Source organism: Streptomyces sp. NPDC107498 (assembly GCF_055582805.1).
Window position 1 is genome coordinate 1 of sequence record NZ_JBVJPE010000029.1, and the last position, 19,472, is coordinate 19,472.

General features: G+C 70.8%; 18 protein-coding genes and 1 pseudogene. 16 read left to right on the forward strand and 3 right to left on the reverse strand.

All coding sequences use genetic code 11. The annotated features are described in order from the left end of the window. On the forward strand, positions 1-334 hold a 334-nt coding region (locus ACZ66Z_RS33005; RefSeq protein ID WP_469939343.1), incomplete at its 5' end, for a transposase family protein. A gap of 115 nt (positions 335-449) precedes the next feature. Here ACZ66Z_RS33005 and ACZ66Z_RS33010 read toward each other — a convergent pair. Beyond that, a pseudogene (locus ACZ66Z_RS33010) lies at positions 450-1,004 on the reverse strand (transposase family protein). 990 nt (positions 1,005-1,994) lie between these two features. Beyond that, positions 1,995-2,843, reverse strand: a complete 849-nt coding sequence (locus ACZ66Z_RS33015) for a hypothetical protein (protein ID WP_469939345.1) — start codon at positions 2,841-2,843, stop codon at positions 1,995-1,997. Positions 2,844-3,221: 378 nt separating this feature from the next. Here ACZ66Z_RS33015 and ACZ66Z_RS33020 point away from each other — a divergent pair, with 378 nt between their 5' ends. Both ACZ66Z_RS33020 and ACZ66Z_RS33025 read left to right on the forward strand, forming a co-directional pair. Continuing rightward, positions 3,222-3,440: a hypothetical protein gene (locus ACZ66Z_RS33020; protein WP_469939347.1), complete on the forward strand. Its 219-nt coding sequence runs from the start codon at positions 3,222-3,224 to the stop codon at positions 3,438-3,440. Between the two features lie 285 nt (positions 3,441-3,725). Next, the gene (locus tag ACZ66Z_RS33025) at positions 3,726-4,355 is read left to right on the forward strand and encodes a helix-turn-helix transcriptional regulator (RefSeq protein ID WP_469939349.1); all 630 of its coding nucleotides are present in this window, start codon (positions 3,726-3,728) and stop codon (positions 4,353-4,355) included. Between the two features lie 28 nt (positions 4,356-4,383). Here ACZ66Z_RS33025 and ACZ66Z_RS33030 read toward each other — a convergent pair whose 3' ends face one another. Next, complete coding sequence (locus ACZ66Z_RS33030; protein WP_469939351.1) at positions 4,384-5,007, reverse strand: Pvc16 family protein; 624 nt, start codon at positions 5,005-5,007, stop codon at positions 4,384-4,386. 175 nt (positions 5,008-5,182) lie between these two features. Between ACZ66Z_RS33030 and ACZ66Z_RS33035 the strand changes: the two genes are divergently transcribed. The 13 genes from ACZ66Z_RS33035 to ACZ66Z_RS33095 all read left to right on the forward strand — a co-directional run bounded on the left by ACZ66Z_RS33035 (position 5,183) and on the right by ACZ66Z_RS33095 (position 19,417). Continuing rightward, positions 5,183-6,751 carry a phage tail sheath family protein gene (locus ACZ66Z_RS33035; protein ID WP_469939353.1) on the forward strand — a complete coding sequence of 523 codons (1,569 nt, stop codon included), beginning with the start codon at positions 5,183-5,185 and terminating at the stop codon, positions 6,749-6,751. A gap of 20 nt (positions 6,752-6,771) precedes the next feature. Then, complete coding sequence (locus ACZ66Z_RS33040) at positions 6,772-7,257, forward strand: phage tail protein (RefSeq protein ID WP_469939355.1); 486 nt, start codon at positions 6,772-6,774, stop codon at positions 7,255-7,257. After that, entirely contained in the window at positions 7,257-7,658 is a 402-nt protein-coding gene (locus ACZ66Z_RS33045; RefSeq protein ID WP_469939357.1) for a hypothetical protein, read from the forward strand. The genes ACZ66Z_RS33040 and ACZ66Z_RS33045 overlap by 1 nt, the downstream gene beginning before the upstream one ends. Further along, a complete protein-coding gene (locus ACZ66Z_RS33050) occupies positions 7,655-7,825 on the forward strand; it encodes a DUF6760 family protein (protein WP_403229104.1) in 171 nt (56 codons plus the stop codon). Before ACZ66Z_RS33045 ends, ACZ66Z_RS33050 begins: the two co-directional genes overlap by 4 nt. 128 nt (positions 7,826-7,953) lie before the next feature. Further along, a complete protein-coding gene (locus ACZ66Z_RS33055) occupies positions 7,954-10,986 on the forward strand; it encodes a hypothetical protein (protein WP_469939359.1) in 3,033 nt (1,010 codons plus the stop codon). Positions 10,987-11,043: 57 nt separating this feature from the next. Further along, the gene (locus ACZ66Z_RS33060; protein WP_469939361.1) at positions 11,044-11,550 is read left to right on the forward strand and encodes a phage tail protein; all 507 of its coding nucleotides are present in this window, start codon (positions 11,044-11,046) and stop codon (positions 11,548-11,550) included. Positions 11,551-11,616: 66 nt separating this feature from the next. Beyond that, the gene (locus ACZ66Z_RS33065) at positions 11,617-12,183 is read left to right on the forward strand and encodes a phage tail protein (protein ID WP_469939363.1); all 567 of its coding nucleotides are present in this window, start codon (positions 11,617-11,619) and stop codon (positions 12,181-12,183) included. Then, positions 12,180-12,785, forward strand: coding sequence for a CIS tube protein (locus ACZ66Z_RS33070; RefSeq protein ID WP_469939365.1), 606 nt, complete (start codon positions 12,180-12,182; stop codon positions 12,783-12,785). Before ACZ66Z_RS33065 ends, ACZ66Z_RS33070 begins: the two co-directional genes overlap by 4 nt. Then, complete coding sequence (locus tag ACZ66Z_RS33075; protein WP_469939367.1) at positions 12,782-14,647, forward strand: phage baseplate assembly protein V; 1,866 nt, start codon at positions 12,782-12,784, stop codon at positions 14,645-14,647. The genes ACZ66Z_RS33070 and ACZ66Z_RS33075 overlap by 4 nt, the downstream gene beginning before the upstream one ends. A gap of 21 nt (positions 14,648-14,668) precedes the next feature. Further along, positions 14,669-15,100: a GPW/gp25 family protein gene (locus tag ACZ66Z_RS33080; protein ID WP_469939368.1), complete on the forward strand. Its 432-nt coding sequence runs from the start codon at positions 14,669-14,671 to the stop codon at positions 15,098-15,100. A gap of 2 nt (positions 15,101-15,102) precedes the next feature. Beyond that, positions 15,103-17,058, forward strand: coding sequence for a putative baseplate assembly protein (locus ACZ66Z_RS33085; RefSeq protein WP_469939369.1), 1,956 nt, complete (start codon positions 15,103-15,105; stop codon positions 17,056-17,058). Further along, the gene (locus tag ACZ66Z_RS33090; protein ID WP_469939370.1) at positions 17,055-17,594 is read left to right on the forward strand and encodes a phage tail protein; all 540 of its coding nucleotides are present in this window, start codon (positions 17,055-17,057) and stop codon (positions 17,592-17,594) included. The genes ACZ66Z_RS33085 and ACZ66Z_RS33090 overlap by 4 nt, the downstream gene beginning before the upstream one ends. Positions 17,595-18,199: 605 nt before the next feature. Then, entirely contained in the window at positions 18,200-19,417 is a 1,218-nt protein-coding gene (locus ACZ66Z_RS33095; protein WP_469939371.1) for an NADase-type glycan-binding domain-containing protein, read from the forward strand. The last annotated feature ends 55 nt before the right edge of the window (positions 19,418-19,472 follow it).

The following is a 19,472-nucleotide window of genomic DNA, read 5'->3' on the forward strand; positions in this document are numbered from 1 at the left end:
CCGTGCGACGCCGGGCCGGACCCACGACCTGACCGCGGCCCGGGCCCACGGCATCGTCCAGGCCTGCCTGACCCGCCAGATCCTCGTCCTCGCGGGCCGCGCCTATCAGGGCGCCGGCGCCACTTTCCGCACCCCCTATTACCACCACCGCGAACAACCCGCCCACTACCAACAGTTCAACCGCGATCACGGCCGACTCAGAGCACCCGGCGAACGCGCCTTCGCACAGCTGAAGGCCTGGCGGATCCTCCGGCGAGCCAGATGCTCCACCCGCCGCATCGGCACCATCGTCCAAGCCATCCTCATGCTACTGACCTGCAGCTATTCAGGATGAAAGAGGCTCAGTGAGATCACCACGCCAACGACCAGGGGCCCTGCCTCGTCACCACCCTCGCTGATCAGCTCTTTTCACCCTCCAGCACAGGATGAAAGAGGCTCATTGAGGATTTTCAGCGTTGACGCTCCAGGGTGAGGACGGCGGCGGCGATGGCCGTCATGCGGTTGGGGCTGCAGCGGGCTTTGCGGAAGATGCGCCAGGACTTGAGTCGCGCGACGCTTCGTTCGACGGGTGCCCGCGCCGCTGACAGGGCCCGGTTGACCGTCTGCTGGGTTGTGGTGAGTTCCCGGTTCGGGAGCTGTCTGATCGGTGTGGTCGCCCAGGGGCCGGCGCCGATGGAGGCGCGGTCGGCGAGAACGGGGACGCCCTGGCGTTCGCAGATCCGGATGATGCGGTGGGTGCGGGCGGCGGTCAGGTCGTGGGTGCGGCCGGGCAGCGCGGGTGGGATCCACAGCAGATTGCCGGTGGGATCGGTGACGACCTGCACGTTCACTCCGTGACGGCGGTGCTTCTGGGAGAAGTCGCTCCGGCTGTCGCCGATGCGGTCGCACTCGGCAAGCGTCCCGTCGAGCAGGACCTAGTCCGGATCGGCCTCGCGCAGGACCCGCATGGATACCCACTCGACCAGAGCATGAGGCAGGTCGAGTGCGGCAGAATAGGGAACCAACAGGGCTCCTGTGCCGGTGGGTTGAGACTTCGAACACCTGCCTCAACGGCGCGGGAGCCCTGTGCGTTGCGGGCCTCATCCCGACTCGACCTGGATCACTCGATCAGTGGCCACTCTGAAAGAGCTCACTGACACGTGCGGACCTCGTACTCCTGCTCTCGCACCGGATACGAACGGCGCCAACGGCTGGAAGGTGTTCGGAACGGCTCCCGACCTGCAACTCCAACCGGTTCCCTCATACAGGTGGCCGAGCAGGACACGAGGGCGAAAGCGCGGCCGGGAAGAGCCACGCGCCCTCTGCTGACGGCGACGGAACGCCCCCGCCCGCCGATGTCAGGGTGTCCTCGCGCAGTCGCACCCCGATGCCGGCTCGTGCCGCACAGGTCTCCAGGCGCGGAAAACACCGTCCCGCGCGCTGGGGGCAGGCGTCCCATCCTCTCTGATGGCTCACAACGGAGCGGCAGAGGAGTGGGAACGGTTCAGTCGTGGTCGTATGGGTCGTGGGGCCGTCAATGGCGGCGCTCGGGGCGGACGCAGCGGCCTCGGGCCGAACCGCCGCGCCGGCGCCGCGCCCCTCCGGGCGCAGAGGGGCGCTCCATTTCACCAACGACTCGCGAAGGGCTCGTCCCGGGCGCTTTCCGTGATCTCGACGGGAGTGGGCACGCGTGCTCGTCGACGCGATGGCCCTCGATGACTTCCTGTGGAACCCTGGGGAGGACGGCGTGGAACTCGTGCTCTACCTCCTCCGATGAGTGTCCTTCGGCGTTCACGGCTCGTCCCAGCTTCTCGATGATCTCTCCGGGTCACCTCTTCCAGCATCCTGATGAGGCGTCAACTCGCGTTCGGCAAAGGCGGAAGGGCCGTAGGGAGTGTAGTTCGGGAGCCCTCGTCCGAATGGATCTCGTCCCAGCTCCCCGCCAGCGTGGTCGAGCGCGCCACGGGGAGTCTCGGGCCTTGCTCTTGAGGGCGCTGGGGACCGTTGGCGGGGCGTCAGCCGACCCAGGGTGAGCCGCCGGCCAGGGAGACGTCGATCCGGTGGGCGGCGAGGAGGGGAACCAGCTCCTCGGCATCCTCCGTCGGGATGTCGGTGAGCACGGCCTGCCGCCGCGCGCTCAGTAGCTTCGGCCTGCCGATCAGCTGGAGGGAGCCGGCGAGGACGCCGATGCCCGGGACGTCCCGGATGCGGTCGACCGCGTCGAACGCGCTGTTGTGCCTGCCGATCACGATGATGCCCCGGGTCCGCACCCAGAGGACCTTGCGACGGTCGCCCGTCTTGAGGCTCTTGAGAAGCTGGGCGTTCTCCCCGTCGATGCGAGCCCGGTCCAGGGCCCTGAGGGTCTCGCGCGCCGCGTTCAGGGCGCGCTCGGCGCGCTCCGCCCTGCGGAGGGCGGCGGCCCCGGGCTGCCGGCCGGGACGTGGCCGCTCCGGCTCGCGGGCCGCGCGGGGTTCCTCGGGAAAGGTCTCGGGGACCTCGTGGACCGGGCCGGTGAGGGACGGGGACTCGTAGACGGCCCACGCGGTGGCGGCGTACGTCGCCGCCAGGTTGTCGGCAAAGTCACCGAGGGTCTCGTAGAGCCGGGCCGTGACGGGGTCGTTTGCCGGGCGCTCGCCCATGCCGTCGTAGCTCGTGAGGTAGCGGAAGACGAGTTCCGCCGTGTCGGGCAAGTAGGCCTCGGTCACGCGCGTGACGGTTCGCGCGGAGAACAAGTCGTCGGCGGCGAGCGTCTCGGACAGCGCGTGGGCGACCGCATCCGGGTCCGCGCTTTCCCAGCACCGCTCGACCACCGCGTTGACGGTCTGGAGCAGGCGCTCGTACAGGACACCTGCGTCGGGAACCATCTCCTTGTCAACTCCCACCGCTCGCACCGTTTCCATCTCCCTAGTGTTCCGCAAGGATCCGGCCACACGGCTGTCCGCGAACGGTTTAGACGGGCCGAGTTCGCCTCCCGTTCAGACTCCCGTCGGGGCACCCGGGCCCGCCCCGTGCGAAGGCGACACGGCCCGCTGGCGCCGGAGTCGGTTCAGGGGGCACGTAGGCAGACGTGCGGGCGGGCGCGACGCTCGATCGGTCGCCCGAACGGAGGCCCGCGCGCCCGCCTCCGTGGCCCAGCATGGGCGCATGCTGGTCTTCACCGCCGCAGCTGCGGCCGTACCCCTCGCCTTCGCCACCGACCCGCCGGCCCCAGGTCCGGCCGCCTGCCGTCGGGAGGTCGTCGCGTGAACACGGTCGACGAAGCCCTGACTGCGCTGCGGGCAAGTCTCACGTTCCAGGTCTGGGGGCTGGCCGTCCTGCTGGCGACGGGTGCCATGGCCGTGGCCGCCTCGCTGCTGTGGGAACGGTCGAGAGTGGGCACCCGGGCCCGGCCCGGGAAACGCGGCAGCGCGACGGCCGGTCCGCCGGGGCCCGGTTTCGAGAAGGAGCCTGACGCCTCCTGAGGGGACCGGGCCGGGGGGCCGCCGAGCGCCCCGCCCTGCCGGGCAGGCGAGGAGGTTGCCCGGATGGATTCCCCCAGACCCACTACTCTGCGGTATCCCTCAAATCTTCCCCAAAAGTGGATGAAATACGGGGAAGTAACACCGGTTCAGTCCATGAAGTCCCCGACACCGGCCATGGTTTCGCCCTGGCGCGGAGAGGGAGGCTGTTTGGGCAAAACCGGCCAAGTCCTCGGATTGGCAGGTGCACAAATAGCCCGGCCTTGGAAATGACAGATGGGGCACTCCATGACCACTGAACGCATATTCGTCCACGTGAAGACGTCGGATCCGATCTCCGAGGCGGGGATCGTGGCCGCGCTGAAATCACGTGCGGAGATCTGGATCACCGAGGAGAGCCAGCTGTCCCCCAGCACCGTCGCGCTGATCGTCTCGGACGAGATGGACGACGAAGCGCTGCGCCTTCTGCGCGCCGCTCGGGGCAAGGGCCTTCAGCGGGCCGTCGTGGTCGTCTCCGAGCTCGACGACGCCGGGCTGATGGTGGCGGTGGAGGCCGGAGTCGCCGGTCTGGTCCGCCGGCGGGAGGCCACCGCGGACCGGCTGGTCCAGGTCATCACCTCGGTGAACCGCGGCGCGGGCGTCGTCCCGCCCGATCTGCTGGGCCGGCTGCTCAAGCAGGTCTCGCAGGTGCAGCGCCAGGTCCTCGCCCCGCGCGGCCTGCGTTTCAACGGTCTGACCGACCGCGAGGGCGAGGTGCTCAAGCTCGTCGCGGACGGTATGGACACCCGGGAGATCGCCGAGCAGCTTTCCTACTCGGAGCGCACCGTGAAGAACGTCCTGCACGACGTGACCCACCGGTTCCACCTGCGCAACCGGTCCCACGCGGTGGCGTACGCCATCCGCGAGGGACTCATCTGACGCGTGGCTGCGGCCCGCAGTGGTTCCACTACTCCTCGATCCGTCCCCGGGGACGTTGACGGCCCTGCCGTCGGGGGGTGCCCCCTGGGGGGGGTGCGACGGCTGAGCCCCGGCCCACTCCGATCTCGACCCGGTCGGGCGCCGGTTCGATCCGCTGGTCGACATCGAACGGCATAGGCGCGATGACGGCGAGGTGGAGCACCGGCGAGTCCGGGACCCGCGCACCGCTCCAGGGGATCGGCACCGGGTCGAACGGTGCGGGAATGAGCCGCATCGCTCCGGTGCAGAAGCCCGCGAGGGACGGGTGCAGGAGATCGTCCGGGATCACCGCGCAGTACGCGGCCGACCGCATGATCTCCCCGAGCAGTCCGTAGCACCCCCGCCAGTCGGCCGCGGAAGCGGTCAGCTCGTACGAGTACTGGAACAGCCGCGAGGGCTGGCTGCGCGCCACGACCTTGTCGTCCGCGTCGCGGACGTAGAAGCTGCCGACGCGGCCGTTCTCCTCCTCCCGCACGTCGTACAGGAAGGCGCGGACGACGCTCCGCCCGGCATCGTCGGAGAAACCCCGGACCGGTGAGTCGAACCGGAGGTCGGCCTCCGGGACACAACGGCGCAGCCAGGCTTCCAGCGACAGGGTGACAGCATCCATCATCCGCTCATCGTCGCCGTCCGCTCCCTCTGTTCCACCCCGCTAAGGGGCAGAACGAGGAACGCTCCCCCCTTCCCTTTGGGGCAGCGGTCGATGCGTGATCGGCTGGCTGACCATCACTCCTTCACCACTGGTTCTCCCGGAATCATTTGCAGAGCCCCACGAAAGCGAGGAAAGCGTGCCCAATTACCTGACCCCGGGTGTCTACGTCGAGGAGACCTCATCGGGGATCAAGCCCCTGCAGGGGGCCGGCACCGCGACGGCGGCCTTCGTCGGCTTCACCGAGAAAGGTCCGTTCAACGAAGCCGTCCTGGTCACAAGCTGGACCCAGTACACGACCCTCTTCGGCGACTTCGTCCCAGGGGCGTACCTGCCCCAGGCCGTCTACGGATACTTCCTCAACGGTGGAGGCAACGCCTACGTCGTGAGTCTCGGCAGCGGCGTCGCCACCACGGACAAGGCCGCTCCCGCCGAGCTGGAGGCCCCTGCGCGCGTCGAGCTGGCCGGACCCGGGGGCGCGCGCCCCGCGCTGACCGTCGGTCTGAGCGCGGCCGGTTCGGCGGCCCCGGGCGGACCCGTCACGGTCGAGGTCGAGGACGCCACCGACGGCGGCGACGACGCCTTCAAGCTGGTCGTGCGCCGCGACGGGAAGGTCGAAGAGGTCTACGACAACGTCTCCACCAAGAAGGGCCCGGCCAACGTCCTCACGGCGGTCAAGCAGTCCTCCCTGATCACGGTGGAGGAGATCAAGGGCGCTGCGCTCACCCGTCCGGTGAAGGGCGCCAAGGCGTCCCTGGCCCCGATCCGCCCGTCGGGCGTGCCCGCGGCGAGCGGATCCGACGTCTCCCCCGGTCTCTACATCGGCGACACCGCCGCCCGCACCGGTCTGTCGGGCCTGGAGGCCCTGGACGACATCACCATGGTCGCCGTCCCGGACCTGATGGCCGCGTACCAGGCGGGTGCCGTCGACGCCGAGGGCGTCAAGGCCGTCCAGCTGGAGCTGATCGCGCACTGCGAGCTGATGGGCGACCGGGTCGCGATCCTCGACCCGCTGCCCGATCTCAATGCTTCCCAGGTCCGCGAGTGGCGCCAGGAATACTCCGCGTTCGATTCCAAGTACGCCGGTCTGTACTGGCCGTGGGTGAACGTGATGAACCCGGCCGAGAAGAAGGCCGAACTGATCCCGCCGAGCGGCCACATCGCCGGTGTCTGGGCTCGCAACGACGACACGCGTGGGGTCCACAAGGCCCCGGCCAACGAGATCATGCGCGGTGTCCTGAACCCTGCGCTCGCCGTGACCAAGGGGGAGCAGGCGATCCTCAACCCGCTCGGCGTCAACTGCCTCCGGACCTTCCCCGGCCAGGGTGTGCGCGTCTGGGGTGCTCGCACCCTCTCCAGCGACCCCGAGTGGCGCTACATCAACGTGCGCCGCCTGTTCAACTACGTCGAGAAGTCCATTCTCGACGGTACGAGCTGGGTGGTCTTCGAGCCGAACACGCCCCGTCTGTGGGCCGGTGTCAGCCGCACCATCGAGGCCTTCCTGACGCGGGTCTGGCGCAGCGGCGCGCTCTTCGGCCGCAGCCCCTCCGAGGCCTTCTTCGTCCGCTGCGACGACACAAACAACCCCCCGGAGAACCGCGACGCGGGAATCCTCACGATCGACATCGGCATCGCCCCCGTGAAGCCCGCCGAGTTCGTCGTCTTCCGTCTCTCCCAGTACGCCCAGGGCTCCTCGCTCGACGAGTAGCAGAAAGGACCTGACACACCATGACAACCCCCAAGTCCGGAACACCCATCGCCCTCTCGGCGGCCGCTTTCAAGGTCTCGTTCGCGGGAAACACGGAATTCGACGCGTACTTCTCCGAGCTCTCCGGCATCACGAGCGAGGTGGAGCCGGTCGAGTACATCGCGGCCGACTCCTCCACCGGCGAGCCGATGATGACCAAGCAGTTCGGCAAGGTGAAGCCGCCGACCGTCACGCTGAAGCGAGGTGTCGACGGCAGCGCCACGATCTTCGCCTGGCACGAACTGGCCCGTGGCGCCATCGGCGCCGCGCGGCTCACGGGAACGCTCGAGATCCTGGGACACAAGGCCGCCGCGAGTGACAGTGAGCGGCCCACGCTGGCCACGTACTACCTGCACGATGCCTGGCCCAGCAAGATCGAGGTCGGCAACCTGAAGGCCGGCGCGTCCGAAATCGTGATCGAGACGGTGACCTTCACCTGCTCCAAGGTCACGACGACCCCGATGTGATGACCATGACAGCAGAGAACGACGGCATGACCATGAAGACCGAATATCCGTTCGTTCTTCCGCGCGGGTACGTCGACTCGAACGGGCAGGTGCATCGCAACGGTCTGATGCGCCTGGCCACCGCCCGTGACGAGATCGCCCCCCAGGTCGACCCCAAGGTCCAGCAGAACCCCGCCTACCTGACGGTCCTGCTGCTGAGCAGGACCGTCACCCGGCTGGGTTCGGTGACCGACGTCAACACCGACACGATCGAGAACCTGTTCGCGTCGGACCTGGCGTTCCTCCAGGACCTCTACCGGCGGATCAACCAGGAGGGGCGGACCGAGGCCGAGGTCGACTGCCCGTCCTGCTCCCACTCCTTCCTCGTCGACATCGCCGGTGAGGCGCCGGGGGAATCCTGACGTACACGGCCGACCGTCTCTGGGAGGAGGTCGTGTACGTCGCCTACTACCTGCACTGGTCCGCCGATTCCGTCCTCGACCTGGAGCATCCCGCGCGCCTGCGGGTGATCGAGGAGATCGGCCGGATCAACCAGAAGATCTCCGAGCCCGTCGGGCCGGACGTCTGACGTCCCTGAGGGACTCCTGAAAGGAGGCGACCATGCGGTGGTCGTGGAAAACCGTACGCACGTGGCTGTCGAGGCATGCGCCCCGACCGGCGGTTGACGGCGCGCCACGGCCGACACACCTTGCGCCGGTGCCTCCGCGCAAGGGTTCCACCGCCTGGCGTCGGCTGCCCGTCCTGCACACCACGGTTCGGGTCTCGCCCTGGACCGTGGCCGCCATGGCCCGGACGGCGACCGCCAAGGCGGGTACCCGGTCCCTCGTCCACCGGGCGCCCGCCCCCGCCCTCCCCGGGACCGCTCCCCGGGGCCGGGTGGACTCCCTCGTCAGGACGACGGCCGTCATGGCGGACCTCCTGACGGTCCGTCCGACGTCCCGGCGTCCCTGGACGCCGGAACACACCGGGGCCGCCCCCGACGCCACCGCCGGCACCTCCGCGGAGCCGACCGCGGAGGAGAGCACGTCCACGATCGTGGAAGCCCCGCGCCGGGTCCCCGTAGTCGCCCCCCGCCCGGCCGCCGACCGCAGCTCGTCCGATTCCTCCGGTGCCGGGCAGGACATCGGCGCGGCTCCGCTCCCGCTCACCCGCGCCACCGACGCGTACGTCGGCGAGCCCCGGCCCGTCACACCTCCCGCCGCCCGCTCAGAGTTCGACCGGCAGCTCGACGCCTTCCGTCCCGCGTGGATAGTCGCACAGCTGGAGAACGCCGGGGGAGACCTGCCCTCGTACGTCCTGGCACGCCGGGGGAACGGACCCCAGCCGACCGCCGCGCCTGACCCGCAGCCGCTCCCCGCCCCGACCCTTTCGCCCGCCCTGCCTCCCACGGCCCCGGGCGAGCCCCGGGCGAGCCTCGCGGAGTCACGGCGGCGTGACCGGACACACCGGTCCCGGCGCCATCCCGACTCCTACCAGCGGCGCTCCGCCACCGGAACCTCGGTGGAGGACGCTACCCCGCTGCCCGCTGCCGCCGCGTCGGAGGGCCCCGACGCACCCGTCGGAGGCGGAGCCCCGGCCTCACCCGGCGCGGACGGCACCTCGGACGCGACGACGGGCACGTCCGGGGCGGTGTCCGGCAGCTGGGAGGCCGAATGGAGCCGCAAGCAGGGAGCCCGGCACAGCACGCGCCGCTCCCCGCACGGCACGGCGCCCCGTGCCTCGGAGCACTCGCCGGAGACGCGTACGCCCGCGCACCCCGGTCGTCCCTCCTCGTCGGGCCCCGCGCCCTCGGCCGCGCCGGACTCCGACGCCCCGAAGGAGGCCGATACAGTCAGCGCGTCCTCACCCGCCGCCGTGTTCCTCGACGCGACCCCAAACCCCCTGGATGCTCAGGACACGGTCCGGCCGTCCGACGCAACGAACGCCGGGCGCGGAGCGACCACCTCTCCGTCCCGCACCCTGCCCGAGCTCGCCCACCGCACCGCCGTGCTCTGGTCCGCGGCCGATCCGGAGCACCCGCGGACCGCGACGACCCCGCTGACGGTGTCGGACGCGTCGCGGGCGGCGGAAGCGTCATCCGAGCCGACGTCCCCGGACGGGACGCCGTCCGCCCCCGCGCACGCACCGGCCATCCGGGGCACGGACCCGTCCGGTACGGGTTCTACGACGGACCAGGCACAGGCTCCGGACACGACGCCCGCGCGCCCCCGGCCCGCGACGCCTGGTGCCGAAACCACCGTGGTCTCCCCCGCCTCCGAAGAACCGGCCGGAGAGCCGGAGACAGCACGGCCCTCCACACCCGAACCGGCGGTCACCTCCCCGTTCACCGGCCCCGCAGCCTCCGCCTCTCACACGACCTCCGTCGCCACCCGCGCCGCCGCCACCTTCGCAGCGGCCACGGGTGCCGAAGCCACCGGCACCTCCCCCGCCTCCGAAGAACCGGCCGGAGAGCCGGAGACAGCACAGCCCTCCACACCCGAACCGGCGGCCGGCCCCGTCCCGACGGCCGCGTCCGCCGTCGTTCCGCGCGTCGCCCCGTCCTCCCCTGCGTCCGACACGATCCGCAGGGCGGAGACGCCCGACGCGGCCGGCCCGGGGACGACGTACCGCACCCCACCGGTACGCTTCCCCCTGACCCCGGAACCGCCTCGACCCTCCCAGGAGGGTCTGTCCCTTCTGGTACACCGCCACCCCGGCTCCGCGGGCAGCGTCCTCATCCTGGAGCGGGTCCCGGAGCCCGTGCTCCCCGGCGTCGTTCCGGATCCGGCGACCGACAGCGCCCCCCCGTTCGCGACGACGTCCGCGACCGCCCCCGGGCTCCCCGCTGCCTTCGCGGCGGCGTCCTTCGTGGGCACCGCCGGGCCGGAACAGGGCGATCCCGCGGCCCATGTCCCCGGTGCTCCCTCCCTACGCCTCGTCCACTCGGCCTCCTCACCCGCCGACGTCCCCGTCACGGACGTCCCGACCACCGCCGGGACACCTCGTACCCCCCCGGCCCTGTACGCGGTCCCGCAGTACGTCGCCTCCCTCTTCGCGGCTGCGTCCTCGGCCACCGGGCCCCTGCCCGGCTCGGCCGCACCCGGCGGCACGGGCCCATGGGCGCCGGACACGGACGAACCCGAGGCGGTGTCGGCCACGGCGATGGCCCTTGCCGTCCAGCGCGCGGCGGTGGGCAGCGACCTGATCCCCATCCTGGACGCCCCGTCCCTGCCCGGGCCGGGCGCCCGGGCCAGGGCCGACGCGCGGTGGTTCGGCGACACGAGCTCACTCCACCACGTCCGGACCCGGGCACCGCAGAACACCGTCGCGGACCGGACCGTCACCGAGAGCGCCGACGGGCGGTTGCCTTCCCCATCCGTCGCACCGCCCGAGGCCTCGGCGGTCCCCCCCTCCGAGGAAGCGGGCGACGGCGGGGTGACGGAACAGCCACCCGTCACGTATTCCGCAGGCGTCGGACACCCTGCCTGGCCGGGCGGCGGAGGGCCGTCCTTCGGCGGGCCTCCGCAAGCCGTGCCCGTCGGGCAGTCGGGCGTGCCGCTGGAGCAGACCCCCGAGTGGGCGGCGCTGCTGGACATGCTGGCCGACCGCGACCGGATCTACGCCCGCTTCGACGATCCGGTCGTGCTGGACGCGCTGGCGGCACGGCTCTACGACCGCATCCTCGCGCACGTCCGTCAGGAGCTGGTGGTGGAGCGCGAGCGGCACGGTCTGCTGGCCCCGCGCCCCTGACGACGTCGCTACCAGAAGTCCCCTCCGGCTCAGGCCGGTCTCCGGAAGAGGAAGAAGATGCAGCTCAACAAAGTGGTCAAGGGCGCCAGCAAGTGGGGTGACTGGTTCTTCGGCTCGGTCAACATGGCGTTCAACTTCACCGTCGCCATCGACCAGTACGACTACGAACTGGGTGACTGGGCGAGTGTCTCCGGACTCAACGTGTCGTGGCAGACGACCGAGTACCGCACGGGTGACAACTGGAACCACCCGTTGCTGTTGCCGGGCGTCCCCAAGTACCAGAAGATCAAGCTCTCCCGGGCGGCCTGCCCCGACTCCGAGACGGTCCAGCAGTGGCTGACCGAGACCTCGTTGAAGAGCGAGCTGCTGAGCGGGTCGATCGCCCTGGTGAACGCGGTCGGCGTCCGCACGGTGAGCTGGGAACTGCGGGAGTTCTTTCCCGCCGCCTGGGGGATCAGCGAGTTCAACGCCGGCCAGGGGAAGGTCGCGATGGAGACCCTGGAGCTGGTCCACACGGGATTCCTCAACGACAACTTCGCCCCAGGGAGACCCGGAGCCTTCTGACCGCCCCGGAGGCGGCCCTCCCTCCAGAGGCGATCACCTCTTCCTTCTTCCCACCGAGGTACGGAAATGAAGCTGCCCAGCAAGATCCTGGCGAGCCCCATGGCGAGTGTCGGCGCGGTGCCGAACATGGTGGGCACGGCGCTCGACCCCCGGCAGAGGAGCAGGCCGGGCACGAACCCGCGGGTCGGCATGGCGATGCGCTTCCACGTGGCCCTGGAAGACTGGGACGGGGACCTCGGCCTGTGGTCGAGCTGCCGAGGGCTCCAGGTCCAGTTCACCTCGAAGGAGATCTCCGAGGGCGGCCAGTACTTCGACCGTGAACTGCTACCTGACAGGCTCAAGTTCAGCCCGGTCACTCTGGAGCGCGTCATGACCCAGGACGACTCCCCGAAGGTCCAGCGGTGGCTGACCGACGTCGCGGCCCGCTGGACCGGCTACGAGTACGACAGCTCGTCGGAGTACCCGGGCCAGAACGTCACCATCACGCTCTTCGACCACCAGGGCCGCCCCGTGACCCAGTGGGTGCTGAAGAACGCGGTCCCGAAGGAATGGACCGGGCCGGACTTGAACGCCCAGAGCAACACGGTGGCCACCGAGAAGATCTCCTTCGAGCACAGCGGATTCCTCGTATGACGAACCAGACCTCCTTCGGCAACCACCCGTCGGCCGGACCGGGCCAAGGCTCCTCCCTGGAGCGCGTGGTCGCCAAGGCCAAGCTGAAGGGCTCCAGCGGGAGCATCGAGTTCCAGTACAACCCGACGGAGATCAGCCTCTCCCACAACGCCGAGGGCTACGCGGACCCGGTGAACAAGGGCGACGACCAGAGCCGCGACATCCTGGCGAACCTCGCCACGCGCGGCTCGACGCGGCTCATCCTGTCCTCGCTCATCTTCACCGGCGACAGATGTCAGCCGACGGTCGACCTCCTCGTCAGGTGGGTCGCGCCACTCCAGCAGAACTCCCAGGAGAAACCGCGTCGTGAGCGGCTGGTCTTCGAATGGGGAGCCGTGGGGTGGGGATTCCACTACGAGGTCGAGCTGATGCGCTTCGACTGCACGTACACGCGCTTCACTCGCGCGGGCACGCCCATCCGGGCGGAGATCCGCAACCTGACCCTCCATGTGCTGGACGCACACCAGTCCGAGCCGCGGCAGGGACCGGGCCTCAGACCGGAAACGGGCGGACAGCGCCAGGGCAATCCCAACATAGATCCCCTGCGCAGGAACGGAATATGACCGTGGACATCCCCGTATCGCCTCCGCACCACCGGCCCTCCATCCGGGTGGGCCGGAGTCCGAGGCCGCTCGCCGACGATCTGGCGAAGAGGGTCCTGAGGGCCGTGGTCGACACCCGCGTCAACATGCCCACCATGATCGAGGTGACGTTCGGCGACGGCGAAGCCGACGTCCTCGACCGCGCGGGCCTCACGTTCGGCAGTCCGATCGAGGTGTGGACGGAGGACGACGACGGCGTCCGCGGCGCCCGGGTCGGTGCCGGTGAGGTCGTTGCCATCGAGGGCCGCTACTCCCACGACTCCATGCTCACCGTGGTCCGCGCATACGACCTCGGTCACCGGCTCCACCGGAGTTCACGCACGCGTACCTTCATGAACAGGAAAGACTCCGAGATCGCCGAGGAGATCGCCCGGGAGGCGGGACTGCCCGTCGGAAACATCAGCACGACCCGCACCTCGCACGCCCATCTCGGCCAGCTGAACCAGACGGACTGGGAGTTCCTTTCCTGGCGGTGCCGCGAGATCGGCCATGAGTTCGGCGTCGACGGGGACGGTTTCTTCTTCCGGCCGATCACCGCCGCGACGCGCAGCACGGTGGAGCTGCGGCTCCGACAGAACCTCCTGGCCTTTCGCCCCCGGGTGACGGCCGGCAACCTGGCTCCCGAGGTCGAGATGCGGGTCTGGGACCCGCTGGAGGCCAAGGTGGTGTCCGCCCAGGCGAACACCACCGGCGAGCTCGCCGAGCTGTCGGGAGCCTCGGTCTCGGAGGCCCTGCGCGGGGTGTCCGGCCCGCGCCGTCCTCCGGCCCCGGCGTCCGGCGACCCGTCGCTGGGGCCCGCGCCGACCACGAACGGCCGGGTGGTGACTTCGACCGCCCCTGCCTCGGGCGCCGCCATCGGCGCAGCCTCCCGTGAGGCGCTTCAGGGACCGGCGGGACGGCTTGCGAGCAGTTTCGCCGAGGCGCAGGGCGTGGCCTGGGGCGACCCCCGCGTCCAGGCGGGTGTGGGGGTACGGGTCTCGGAGGTACCGGAGCCGTTCGCCGGCCAGTGGACGGTGACGGCGGCGGAGCATGTCTTCGACCGGTTGGAGAACGGCTACCGGACCACCTTCCGCGTGGGCAATCCGGAGGACCGGACCCTCCTCGGCCTGGCATCGGGGACCGGCGGTCTGCACGAGGCGCCACGTGTGCAGGGCTTGGTGTGCGGGGTGGTGACGAACGTCAACGACCCGGCGGCCAACGGCCGGGTCAAGGTGACTCTCCCGTGGCTGGCGCCCGACCACGAGACCGACTGGGCTCCGGTCGTCCAGATGGCAGGGGGCAAGCGGGCGGGTGCGCTGCTGCTGCCGGAGATCGGCGACCAGGTGCTGCTCGGTTTCGAACTCGGCGATCCGAGGCGGCCGTACGTCGTCGGCGGCGTCCTCAGCAACGCCAGCACGTACAAGCCGGGCGGGCCGGCCGTCGAGGCGACGGGCAGCACGGCCGAGGTGGTCCGCAGGGGCATCGTGAGCCCGTCGGGAAACATGCTGGCCTTCCACGACAAGGTTCCGCCCGGTGCCGGCCAGCCTCCGACGGAGTCGGCGTTCGTCCTCGGCACCGGCGACGTGAGCATCGGGCTCGCCGTCGACCAGGTGGCCGGGACACTCACGCTGACCTGCGCGCCGAAGGCGCCGAACAGCAAGGCGGCCGCGGGAACGCTGGACATTCGCTGCGGCGACGGAGGCACGGTGAACATCACCGCAGGCAGCGGAGGCCAGCTGAACATCGACGGCGGCTCCAAGCTCACCATGCGCGCGCAGTCCTCCGTCACCATCGAAAGCACCGGCAGCGTCGCCATCAAGGGCTCCACGATCGAGCTGAACTGAGTCCAGGAGGAAAGAGCCGCCATGAGCGACGAATTCATCGGAAAAGGCTGGGCCTTCCCCTTGGGGGCGGGCAGCCACGGGGGCATCCGCACGGTCGGCGGCAGCGCCCTCCTGGAGCAGGCCATGCGTCTGGTCCTCACCACCTATCCCGGGGAGCGGAGGGCACGGCCGGGCTTCGGTTCGCGCCTACGCGACTACGTGTTCGCCGGCACCGACCCCGACACCCTGGACGAGCTGGGCCGCGAGGTCACCTCGGCTCTCACGGCCTGCGAGCCCCGGGTGGTCGTGGAGGCCGTGGGCGTACAACCCGATCCGCAACGCCCCACCCTGGTGAACATCGTGATCACTTACCGGACCAAGGAGGGGAACGATCCCCGGAACATGGTCTTCCCCTTCTATTCCCTCCCGGACGAAGAAACCGCTCCGGACGACCAGGACGCAGGAGCGCTGTAGCCGTGCTGCCCACCCCCGACCTCGACGACCGGCGCTTCCAGGACCTGATGGAGGAAGCCCTCCGGCTGATCGCGCGCCGGTGCCCGGAGTGGACCGACCACAATCCGTCCGACCCCGGCGTCACGCTCGTCGAGGCCTTCGCGATGATGACCGATCAGATGCTGTACCGGCTCAACCAGGTGCCGGACCGGCTCTACGTCAAGTTCCTCGACCTCATCGGGGTCCGCATGCTGCCGCCGGTAGCGGCGCGCACCCCGGTCACCTTCTGGTCGACCACACCGATCACCGCGGCTCCGCTCGTGATCCGCAGGGGGACCCGGGTGGCGACACTGCGCACCGAGACCGAGGAGGCCGTCAGCTTCTGCACGGACGACGACGTCACCATGGTGCCCGGACCGCTGTCCCGTCTGCTGCGGATCGCCGGCCCCGGGGAACGGCTGGAGGAGGTCGAGTACGGCAGCCACGGCGTGCGTGCGCCCTTCCCCGCGTTCAGCACCTCGCCCCGGCCTGGGGACGCGCTGCTGCTCGGACTCGAGAACGCCGTCCCCGGCTGTGCGATACGGATCGAGTTCGACGGTCGGATCGACGGCATCGGCGTCGACCCGGAGGCCCCGCCCCTGGCGTGGGAGGCCTGGGACGGCGCCGAGTGGTCGGCCTGCGAGGTGTCGTCGGACGGCACCGGCGGTCTGAACCGATCCGGTGAGGTGGTGGTGCACGTGCCGGCGGAGCACCGTTCGTCGGTGCTGGCCGGGCACGGGGCCGGCTGGCTGCGTGCCCGCGTCCTCGAACCGGGGGACGGCCAGCCTGGGTACACCGCCAGCCCCGTGGTGCACGGCCTGGTGACCTCGACCGTGGGCGCCACCGTGACGGCGACGAACGTGGAGATCGTCGACGGGGAGGTGCTGGACCCGGCCGAAGGCGTTCCCGGCCAGCGGTTCACCCTCTCCCGCTCCCCCGTACTCGCCCCGTACGGCGATCCCGTCCTGGAGACGGCCGTGCGCGGCGCGGAGGACACCTGGGAGACCTGGACGCGGGTGGAGGACTTCACGGCCAGCGGCCCCGACGACCGGCACTTCGTCCTGGACGCCGTGACCGGCGAGGTCTGCCTGGGGCCGGCGGTTCGCGAGCCGGACGGCGGGCTGCGTCGGTACGGCGCGGTCCCCCCGGACGGCGCGACCGTACGCATCCGGAACTTCGCCGTCGGCGGCGGTGCTCGCGGCAACGTGGGCGCGGGCGCGGTCCGTTCCCTGATGTCCTCGCTCCCCTTCGTGGCGGGGGTGGAGAACCGGCACCCCGGCCGGGGCGGCGCGAACGCCGAGACGCTCGCCGAGGCGGTGGCCCGTGGCCCCCTGGCGCTGCGCAGCAGCAACCGGGCCGTGACGGCCGAGGACTTCGAGGCCCTCGCACATGAGGCGGCGCCCGAACTGGCGCGCATCCGGTGCATGCCCAGCGAGGACCACGGGAGCGTGAAGCTTCTGGTCGTCCCGGCGGCCCCGGAGGGCGAGCGCGTCCGTCTGGAGCACTTGGTACCCGCCCCGGAGACCCTGGAGCGGGTGGCCCGACGTCTGGACGAGGTGCGACTGGTCGGGACGCGGATCATGGTGGAACCGCCGCTGTACCGGGGCGTGACCGTCGTCTCCAAGATCACCGCGCACCACCGGGCGACTCCGGACCGGGTCCGCCGGGACGTGGAGGAGGCGCTGTACCGGTTCCTCAGCCCCCTGCCCGGCGGCGGGCCCCAGGGCCGGGGATGGCCGTTCGGCCGACCCGTGCAGGTCGGTGAGGTCTTCGCGCTGCTCCAGCGGGTCGACGGGGTGGACCTCGTCGACGACGTGCGGCTCTTCGCGGCCAACCCGGTCACCGGCGAGCGCGGTCAGGAGACCCGCCGCATCGACCTGGCCGACAACAGTCTGGTGATCTCCTACGACCACCACATCCGCGTGGACGGTGCCCGATGAGGGCCTGGGTCGAGGGGCTCGGCAGCCCCTACTCACTCGCCGACATGCTCCCCTCGGTCTACCAGGACGACCCGTTCACGGTTCGGTTGACGGCGGGCTGGGACGAGGTGATCGCCCCGGTGATCAGCACCCTGGACTGTCTCGACGCGTATGTCGACCCGGGGCTGGCCCCGGCGGACTTCCTGGACTGGCTGGCGGACCGCATGGGCACGCAGCTGGACGAGGACTGGCCGATCGGCCGCAAGCGGGCGGCGACCGCGCACGCGGTACGGGGCCATCGGACCCGCGGCACGGTCGAGGGCCTGCGGGCGCGGGTCGCGCTCGCCACGGGCGGCGAGGTCGAGCTGTTCGACTCCGGCGGCGTCTTCACGTCGCCGACGCCCGACACACCGTTCCCCGAGGGGCTGCCGTCCGTGGCGGTGATCCGCATCCGGGTGGAACGAGAGCAGGACGGCGATCCCGTCGATCTGGAGGCACTGGTCCGGGAGTGCGTTCCCGCACACGTCCCGTACCGCATGGAGGTGGTCCGCCGATGATGGTCTGTCGCCGCTGTGGCGGGCGTAACCGCGAGAACGACGATTTCTGCGGGTCCTGCGGGGCCTTCCTGGAGTGGTCCGGTGAGCGTGCCGTGCCGGAGATCTCGGAGGAGGTGCGAGCGGAGGCCGAGGCGGCGACCGAGCAGCCGTCCACTCCACTGCTGCGACGGATCGTGCAGGGCACGCGCCGGGCGGTCCTGCCGCCGGCGACCGGCAGCCCGGTGGAGTTGCCGAACGGTTTCGGCGGCATGGGCGGGGGTCTCGGCGGTCCGCCGAGACCGGGTGGGCTCGGCGGACCGCCGAAGCCCGGTGGTCTGGGCGGACCACCGAGGCCACCCGGGCTCGGCGGGCCCCCTGGGCTCGGCGGACCACCGAGGCCACCCGGGCTCGGCGGACCCCCTGGTCCCGATGCACCACCGAGGCCACCCGGGCTCGGCGGACCCCCTGGTCCCGATGCACCACCGAGGCCACCTGCGCTCGGCGGACCCCCCGGGCTCGGCGGACCACCGAGGCCACCCGGGCTCGGCGGACCCCCTGGTCCCGGTGCACCGCCGCCCCTACCGGGCTTGGGCGGCGCGGGTCCGTCCGCCGCGGCGTCGGGACTCATGGCACCGCCGGGGCTGTCGCGCCCGGGTGGTCCGGGAGCGCCCGGGCTCGGTGATCCCGCTGACGACTGGGACGACTGGGACGACGAGGACGACGACTGGAACGACGACGAGGAGGAGAACGAGGAGGACGAGGAAGACTCCGGTAGCAGCCGGGCCGGGGGCGCCGTTCCTCCGTCGCTCGCGGCTCCGTTCCGGCTGTCGACGTCGGGCGCGGGCGACGACCGGACGGTACCGACCCTCACGGTCCGTCCGGGGGATGCGCGTGCCCGGGACGCCGCCCTGATCGCACCGTTGCCCTCGCCGCCGGAGGCCGACGAGGACGACGACTGGGAGGACGACGAACCGGACGCCGTGCTGCCGCAGACGCCCCAGCCACGGGCCACTCGGCAGAACCGCCGTACGGCCCGCTCCAATGCGATTCAGCCCGGCCACCTGATCTGCGGCGCCTGCGGTCAGGGCAACACGCCCACCCGCCGCTTCTGCGCACGGTGCGGTTCCGAGCTGAGTGAGGCCGAGGTCGCCAGGGCCCCCTGGTGGCACAGGCTGAGGTTGCGGCGCGGACCGCGGGTCGTACCACTGGGCACAGGGACGGGACGGGGCGACAACGCGGCGGTCGTGCCCGGCTCGCGCGTGCAGGCGTTCTTCGCCAAGCTGAAGATCGTCCTCGCGCTCCTGGTCGCCCTCGGCATGGTCGCCTACGCCTCGTCCCAGCAGTTCAGGGAGGCCGTCGACCAGAGGGTCGCCACCGTGAAGAAGTCCGTCGTGGGGTTCGTCCAGTCGCAGTACTCGCCCGTCCGGCCGGCCAAGGTGACCGCCGTGAAATCCCTCAAGGGCCATGGGCCGGAGAACACCATCGACCTGAACACGGCCAGCTACTGGGCCAGCCCGTTCGACCCGGAGAACCAGAACATCAAGGGGAGGGTCGAGTTGAACGTCCAGTTCGACGGGCTCGTCAGCCTCAACCAGCTGATCGTCACGCCTGGCACGGCCGACACCTTCACCGACCACGGTCGGCCGCGCGCCCTCATCGTGGAGTACTCGAACCGGAAGAAGACCTCGATCACTCTCCTGGACAGTGGCAAGACGCAGAAGTTCCCGCTGCCGGACGCGACGGCGATCACGAGCCTGAAGATCACCGTCGCCACGGTCTTCCCCTCGGAGAAGAAGAAGGACGTGGCGATCTCCGAGCTGGAGTTCTTCTCCCTGCTCTCCTGAGCGCGTGTCCTCGCCGTCGGCCCGCTCCCACCGTCTGGGGGGCGCGGGCCGGTGA

Coding starts and splice junctions, on each gene's coding strand:
- ACZ66Z_RS33090 (WP_469939370.1), top strand. CDS start 17,055: ATGAGGGCCTGGGTCGAGGGGCTCGGCAGCCCCTACTCACTCGCCGAC.
- ACZ66Z_RS33045 (WP_469939357.1), top strand. CDS start 7,257: ATGACCATGACAGCAGAGAACGACGGCATGACCATGAAGACCGAATAT.
- ACZ66Z_RS33040 (WP_469939355.1), top strand. CDS start 6,772: ATGACAACCCCCAAGTCCGGAACACCCATCGCCCTCTCGGCGGCCGCT.
- ACZ66Z_RS33075 (WP_469939367.1), top strand. CDS start 12,782: ATGACCGTGGACATCCCCGTATCGCCTCCGCACCACCGGCCCTCCATC.
- ACZ66Z_RS33025 (WP_469939349.1), top strand. CDS start 3,726: ATGACCACTGAACGCATATTCGTCCACGTGAAGACGTCGGATCCGATC.
- ACZ66Z_RS33095 (WP_469939371.1), top strand. CDS start 18,200: ATGGCACCGCCGGGGCTGTCGCGCCCGGGTGGTCCGGGAGCGCCCGGG.
- ACZ66Z_RS33065 (WP_469939363.1), top strand. CDS start 11,617: ATGAAGCTGCCCAGCAAGATCCTGGCGAGCCCCATGGCGAGTGTCGGC.
- ACZ66Z_RS33030 (WP_469939351.1), bottom strand. CDS start 5,007: ATGATGGATGCTGTCACCCTGTCGCTGGAAGCCTGGCTGCGCCGTTGT.
- ACZ66Z_RS33060 (WP_469939361.1), top strand. CDS start 11,044: ATGCAGCTCAACAAAGTGGTCAAGGGCGCCAGCAAGTGGGGTGACTGG.
- ACZ66Z_RS33080 (WP_469939368.1), top strand. CDS start 14,669: ATGAGCGACGAATTCATCGGAAAAGGCTGGGCCTTCCCCTTGGGGGCG.
- ACZ66Z_RS33070 (WP_469939365.1), top strand. CDS start 12,180: ATGACGAACCAGACCTCCTTCGGCAACCACCCGTCGGCCGGACCGGGC.
- ACZ66Z_RS33015 (WP_469939345.1), bottom strand. CDS start 2,843: ATGGTTCCCGACGCAGGTGTCCTGTACGAGCGCCTGCTCCAGACCGTC.